Annotated in this window: 5 protein-coding genes and 1 pseudogene; 2 read left to right on the top strand and 4 right to left on the bottom strand. The window is 66.5% G+C overall.

Annotated features, from left to right (window positions below; all coding sequences use genetic code 11):
• The 4 genes from P409_RS38270 to P409_RS25890 form a co-directional block, all read right to left on the bottom strand.
• A partial coding sequence (locus P409_RS38270; protein WP_152613541.1) for a hypothetical protein occupies positions 1-677 on the bottom strand: 677 nt, incomplete at its 3' end.
• A gap of 228 nt (positions 678-905) precedes the next feature.
• Positions 906-1,331 carry a type II toxin-antitoxin system VapC family toxin gene (locus P409_RS25900; RefSeq protein ID WP_034845229.1) on the bottom strand — a complete coding sequence of 142 codons (426 nt, stop codon included), beginning with the start codon at positions 1,329-1,331 and terminating at the stop codon, positions 906-908.
• Positions 1,331-1,585 carry a type II toxin-antitoxin system prevent-host-death family antitoxin gene (locus P409_RS25895; protein ID WP_034845227.1) on the bottom strand — a complete coding sequence of 85 codons (255 nt, stop codon included), beginning with the start codon at positions 1,583-1,585 and terminating at the stop codon, positions 1,331-1,333. Before P409_RS25895 ends, P409_RS25900 begins: the two co-directional genes overlap by 1 nt.
• 218 nt (positions 1,586-1,803) lie before the next feature.
• Entirely contained in the window at positions 1,804-3,408 is a 1,605-nt protein-coding gene (locus P409_RS25890; RefSeq protein WP_034845225.1) for an ABC transporter substrate-binding protein, read from the bottom strand.
• Positions 3,409-3,630: 222 nt separating this feature from the next.
• Here P409_RS25890 and P409_RS25885 point away from each other — a divergent pair, with 222 nt between their 5' ends.
• Both P409_RS25885 and P409_RS25880 read left to right on the top strand, forming a co-directional pair.
• Entirely contained in the window at positions 3,631-4,527 is an 897-nt protein-coding gene (locus tag P409_RS25885) for a fructose bisphosphate aldolase (RefSeq protein ID WP_034845223.1), read from the top strand.
• 253 nt (positions 4,528-4,780) lie between these two features.
• Positions 4,781-5,243, top strand: a pseudogene (locus tag P409_RS25880) (ATP-dependent DNA helicase); the annotation flags it as partial.

The raw sequence follows: 5,243 nt of genomic DNA, 5'->3' as shown, positions 1-5,243 counted from the left end.
CTTAAGTAGCTTGGCTGATAGGCAACAGGCAGGGGGCCACCACTCGATCTCTCGGAATTCCTCTTTAGGTCTAGCGCCTCTTTCCTGGCTCGCAGAATCGGTACAGAGAGCAATCTTAACGCCGTGGCAGATACCATCGGAGATATACCAACAGAGGACAACGAACTAACAGATGCCGCATTAATCCATGGCGCCTTCTTTGCTGCCGAATACATTGCGAATCCAACCATTGAAAAATCACTTATCGTCAATCCATATTTTTTCTCAAAGAATGCAGCCAAATTCCCTTGACCATATATGAAATAATATCTATAAAACTGAACTACATTGAAATAACCTCTTTGCCAAGAAAATTGCCTATGTGAGATTCTATGTAATTCTAATAGAATATTTAAACTATCAAGATATACTCCAGCTTCCGCATTCTCAAAATTTCTGAGTACATTTATTATTCTCGAGGAAAATTCGAATGACTCACAGTTTGCGATTCTATTTTTTCCTTCTCTCTTCTCTTCTTTTTCCTGACATAAAAGCTGCATGACGAGGGTTTCGAGCTCCCAATCATGTATGGCGTATTTTGACGTAGGATCAGAAGTAGCGGCCGCCTCCGGAAAGCTAAGGTATCGCCTGGCCTCCTCCGGCCGTCCCGACTTCATCGCATCGAGAGCCCATATCATTTTGAAAAAATCACTATCCTTCGATCTAGAAAGCATAGTTCGAAGTTTCTTTTGATATCTGTCTCTATTAACCCTGCTGATTTGCCGTTGATACGACATAGTATATTCCCGTGAAATCAGATAATTATCAGAAGCCCAAGATTGAGAATTACGGCGACAGCGCACATTTAGCAACCTGTTAACATGTTCCGGAGCAGGCAAGGCACCGTCGGAAAGGCCCACGGCGCCTCACCGCCCTGCGCTCCACGGGTTGAGCAGCCGCACCCCGGTCGGAGCAAAGTCGGCCGTGTTCCGAGTCACCACCGTCATGGCATGAACCAGTGCCGTGGCCGCGATCAGCGCGTCGCGGTCGGCCCACGGATCCGGCACGTGCAAGGCGGCGCAGCGGATCGCCACCTCGGTGTCGACCGGGAGGATGCGGCCGGCGAAGGCCGGCAGCACCGCCCCCTGCATCCAGCCGCGCAGCCGCGCGCCCTGCGCCGGGTCTCGCCGCTCGACCAGCAGCACGCCGTGCTCCAGTTCCAGGATGGTGATCGCCGACACGAACAGGCTGTCCGGCGGAACCGCCGCGGCCCAGGCGGTGACGGCCGGATCGGCCTTGCCGAAGGTCGCCCGCCGCAGCTCCGAGACGACATTCGTGTCGAGCAGGAACATCAGGACAGGTCGGCCGGCCGGTGCAGCGGGCCGTCCAGGCGCCCGGGCTCGAATTCGATGTCCTCCTGCCCCGGCATCGCCAGCATGTCGACGATGCTGCGCCCGCCGCCGGCCAGCTTGCAGTAGTCCTCGATCGTCAGCAGCACGTGGGCGGGCCGGCCGCGGTCGGTGATGAACACCGGGCCGTTGCCGGCGAGCTTCTTGGCCCGGCCGGTGTCCTGGTTGAATTCGCGGCTGGAAAGGGTGGTGGGCATGCGGCGCCTCCGTTCGGTGTAGATATGTTTCTACATCGAAAGGCCGTCAAGCCCGCGGGTTGTCGCCCATCGCCAAGGCAGCCCTCGCCGTCATTGCGAGGAGGCGAAGCCGACGAAGCAATCCAGGGGCCGGTTCGCATTGGCCCTGGATTGCTTCGCTGCGCTCGCAATGACGGTGACGGGAAGGCGGCGGGGTGCCGGACAGGGAGCCCCGCCTCTCACCCCTCCAGCCACGTATCCGCCCAGGACGACGTCGCCCAGCGCGGATTGGTGGCGATGTTGTGCAGCCGGCGGCTGGCGACGGTGATGAAGGTGAACTCCGCCGCCACGATCAGCGGCAGCTGGTCGGCGGCACGGCTCTGGAACTGCTTGTACAGATCGATGCGCCGACCCCGGTCCAGCTCCACCGCCGCGCGGTCGATCAGGTCGTTCATCGCCGGGTCGTCATAGCCGTACTGGTTCGAGAACGGCACGCCGTCCGGCAGGCCGCCGCGATAGAGGATGGTGGTCGAGATCGCCGGGTCGTTGCGGTAGACCGGCGAGCCGATCGCCAGGTCGAAGGCGTGGTCGGTGTACACCGCCTTGGTGTGGCCGGCCGCGTCGTTGGTCACCAGCGTCGCGTCGATGCCCACCGCGCGCAGCGCCTGGCGCAGATAGTCGCCCATCTGGCGCGTCTGCTCGAACCACGGCGCCGGCAGCAGGCGCAGGGCGAAGCGCATGCCGCCGTCCTTCCGGAGATAGCCGGCCTCGTCCAGCAGCGCCTCGGCCTGCTTCGGGTCGAACGGATAGGTCGCGACGTCCGGCGTGTAGAAGGGCACGCCGGTCTTCGGCACCGGGCCGGTGGCCGCCGCCGCAGTGCCGCGGAAGATGGTGTCGACGACATAGCCCTGGTCGATGGCATGGGCGATGGCGCGGCGCACGCGGGCATCCGCCAGCTCCTTGCGCCGGTGGTTGATCTCCACCGTCAGCTGGTAGGTGATGCCCTCATAGCCCTTGCGCACCACCGCGAGCTCCGGCAGGCCCTTCAGCCGCTCCAGCTCCTCCAGCGGCACGGCGGAGAAGGCGGAGAGCTGGATCTCCCCCGCCTCATGCGCCGCGGCGATGGCGCCGCGGTCCGGCAGCACGCGGTAGACGATGCGGTCGAGATAGGGCAGGCCGCCCTGGCCCCAGTAGCCGGGGTTCCGCTCCAGCAGGTAGTATTCGCCCGGCTTGTGCTCCCGGTACAGGAAGGGGCCGGTGCCGACCAGTTGCTCGTTGTGCGGGTTGCTGTCGATGTCCGCGCCCTCGTACAGGTGCCTCGGCACCACGGCGGTGAGGGCCGGCAGCGCGTTCTCCACCAGCTGCAGCGGGATCGGCGTGGCGAAGCGGAACACGGCGGTGCGGTCGTCCGGCGTGTCCACCCCTTCCAGGTCCTTGAACACCACCCGGCCGAGATTCTGCCGCTTGCTCCACAGCTCCGTCGCCGAGAAGGCGACGTCGGCCGAGGTGAAGGGCTGGCCGTCATGCCAGGTGACGCCGTCGCGCAGGGTGAAGGTGACGGACTTGCCGTCGTCGCTGCCCTGCCAGGCGGTGGCCAGCACCGGTGTCAGCTTGCCGTCATAGGCCATCTCGGCCAGCGGCTCGACCACCTTGCTGGCGACGTAGAACACGCCGTTGGAGGCGACCAGCGCCGGGTTCAGGTTGCGCGGCTCGGTGTCCGCCGCCACGGTCAGGGTGCCGCCCTTGACCGGGGTCTGCGCCCGGGCGCCGCGCGGCATGGCTCCGAGCATCGCTGCGGCGCCGACGCCGGAGAGCAGGGCACGACGGGACAGCGGGAACGGCATCGGGAGAACCTCGGGGGACGGAACCGCCACAGTCTAGACCAGCGGCGAGGGCCGGCAAGGCGCGATCGGTCGGATTCGTGCCGAATTCCGGCATGCCCGGCATGCCGGACGGGCGAGGATTGCGCCGCCGGCGGCCGGCATGCCACAACGGGGGCCACCCCACAGGCCGGCGGTTGAGGTCCTGTCCTCCCGCCCAAGGCCGGAACCAGGAGGATTCGAGCGATGACCCAGGACGCGATGGCGGCGCAGATGGCGCGGAAACCCGGATTCATCGCCGCGCTGGACCAGAGCGGCGGGTCCACCCCTGGCGCGCTGCGGCTCTACGGCATCCCGGACAGCGCCTATGGCGGCGACGACGAGATGTTCCGGCTGATGCACGAGATGCGGGTGCGGATCATGACCGCGCCGTCCTTCACCGGCGACAAGGTGATCGGCGCGATCCTGTTCGAGAAGACCATGGACGGCCAGGCCCAGGGCAGGCCGGTGCCCGAGTTCCTGTGGAAGGAGCGCGGCGTGGCGCCGTTCCTGAAGGTCGACAAGGGGCTGCAGCCCGAGGCCGACGGCGTCAGCCTGATGAAGCCGATCCCGGGCCTCGACGCCCTCTTGGAGCGGGCCAAGGCGCTGGGCGTCTACGGCACCAAGATGCGCTCGGTCGCCAACCTGGCGTCGCCGACCGGCATCGCCGCGCTGGTGGCGCAGCAGTTCGAGCTGGGGGCGCAGATCTCCGCCCACGGGCTGATGCCGATCCTGGAGCCGGAGGTGCTGATCAAGAGCCCGGACAAGAAAGGCGCCGAGACCATCCTGCGCGCCGAGATCCTGAAGGGCCTCGACAAGCTGCCGGCCGGCCAGCAGGTGATGCTGAAGCTGACCATCCCGGAGGAGCCGGGCTTCTATGCCGAGCTGATCGCCCACAAGGCGGTGCAGCGGGTGGTGGCCCTGTCCGGCGGCTACACCCGCGCCGATGCCTGCCGCCGCCTGGCCCGCAACCCCGGCATGATCGCCAGCTTCTCGCGCGCTCTGGTCGAGGATCTGAAGCGCGACATGACCGACGCCGAGTTCAACGCGGCGATCGCGGCCTCGGTCGACGAGATCTACGCGGCGTCGACGGCGCAGGGCTGAGCCGACGCGTTGCCTCTCCCGCTTCTTCCCTAGTCCCCCCTCCCCTTGCGGGAGGGGGCCAGGGGGAGGGGGTTGCTGATCACGGACTCCGGCCCCGCCTCAAGCATTCGCTCTCGCGGCACGACCCCCCTCCCCCTACCCCCCTCCCGCGAGGGGAGGGGGGGACTCGTGGGGTGCAGCCGACAGGAACAATTCGTGACCAGAGGGCATCGTCGGGGCTGGTGCCGGCGCCGCGCGCCCCTATAGTGCGCGCATGATCGCGCCGCCCGCCCTTTCCCTGACCCTGCCCGACGCCGAGCCGCTGGTGCTGGCGCCGGAGGGCGGCGTGCTGCTGACCGAGGATGGCGAGCTGGTGGCGCTGGACGCCGCGGCGCTGCGCCGCCGGGTCGACGGGCCGCCGCTGCTGCTGTGCCACGCCAAGGCGGTGGGCCGGCGCTGCGGCCTGGAGGTGATGGGCGCCTTCGACCTGCTGGAGCTGTTCGCCTTCGCCCGGCCCGGCCGGTTCTGCGTGCCGACCCCGCGCGGCCTGGCCGCCGCCCTCGGCCTGCCGGTGCCGGCGAGCCTGGAGGATGCGGCGATCGCCCTGCCCCGCCTGGCCGAGACGCTGCTGCGCGGCCTTTCCATCCCGATGGCGGACGAACGCAGCGACCCGGCGGCGCTGGCGGCGCGGATGGGCGAGGCCGGCTGGCCCTGGGCGCCCTTCGTCGCCCGGGCGC

The sequence above is a fragment of the Inquilinus limosus MP06 genome (assembly GCF_000767795.1).
Classification (GTDB): domain Bacteria; phylum Pseudomonadota; class Alphaproteobacteria; order DSM-16000; family Inquilinaceae; genus Inquilinus; species Inquilinus limosus_E.
Note: the sequence above shows the minus strand (reverse complement) of the source record. Positions and strands in the feature narration are given on the sequence as shown.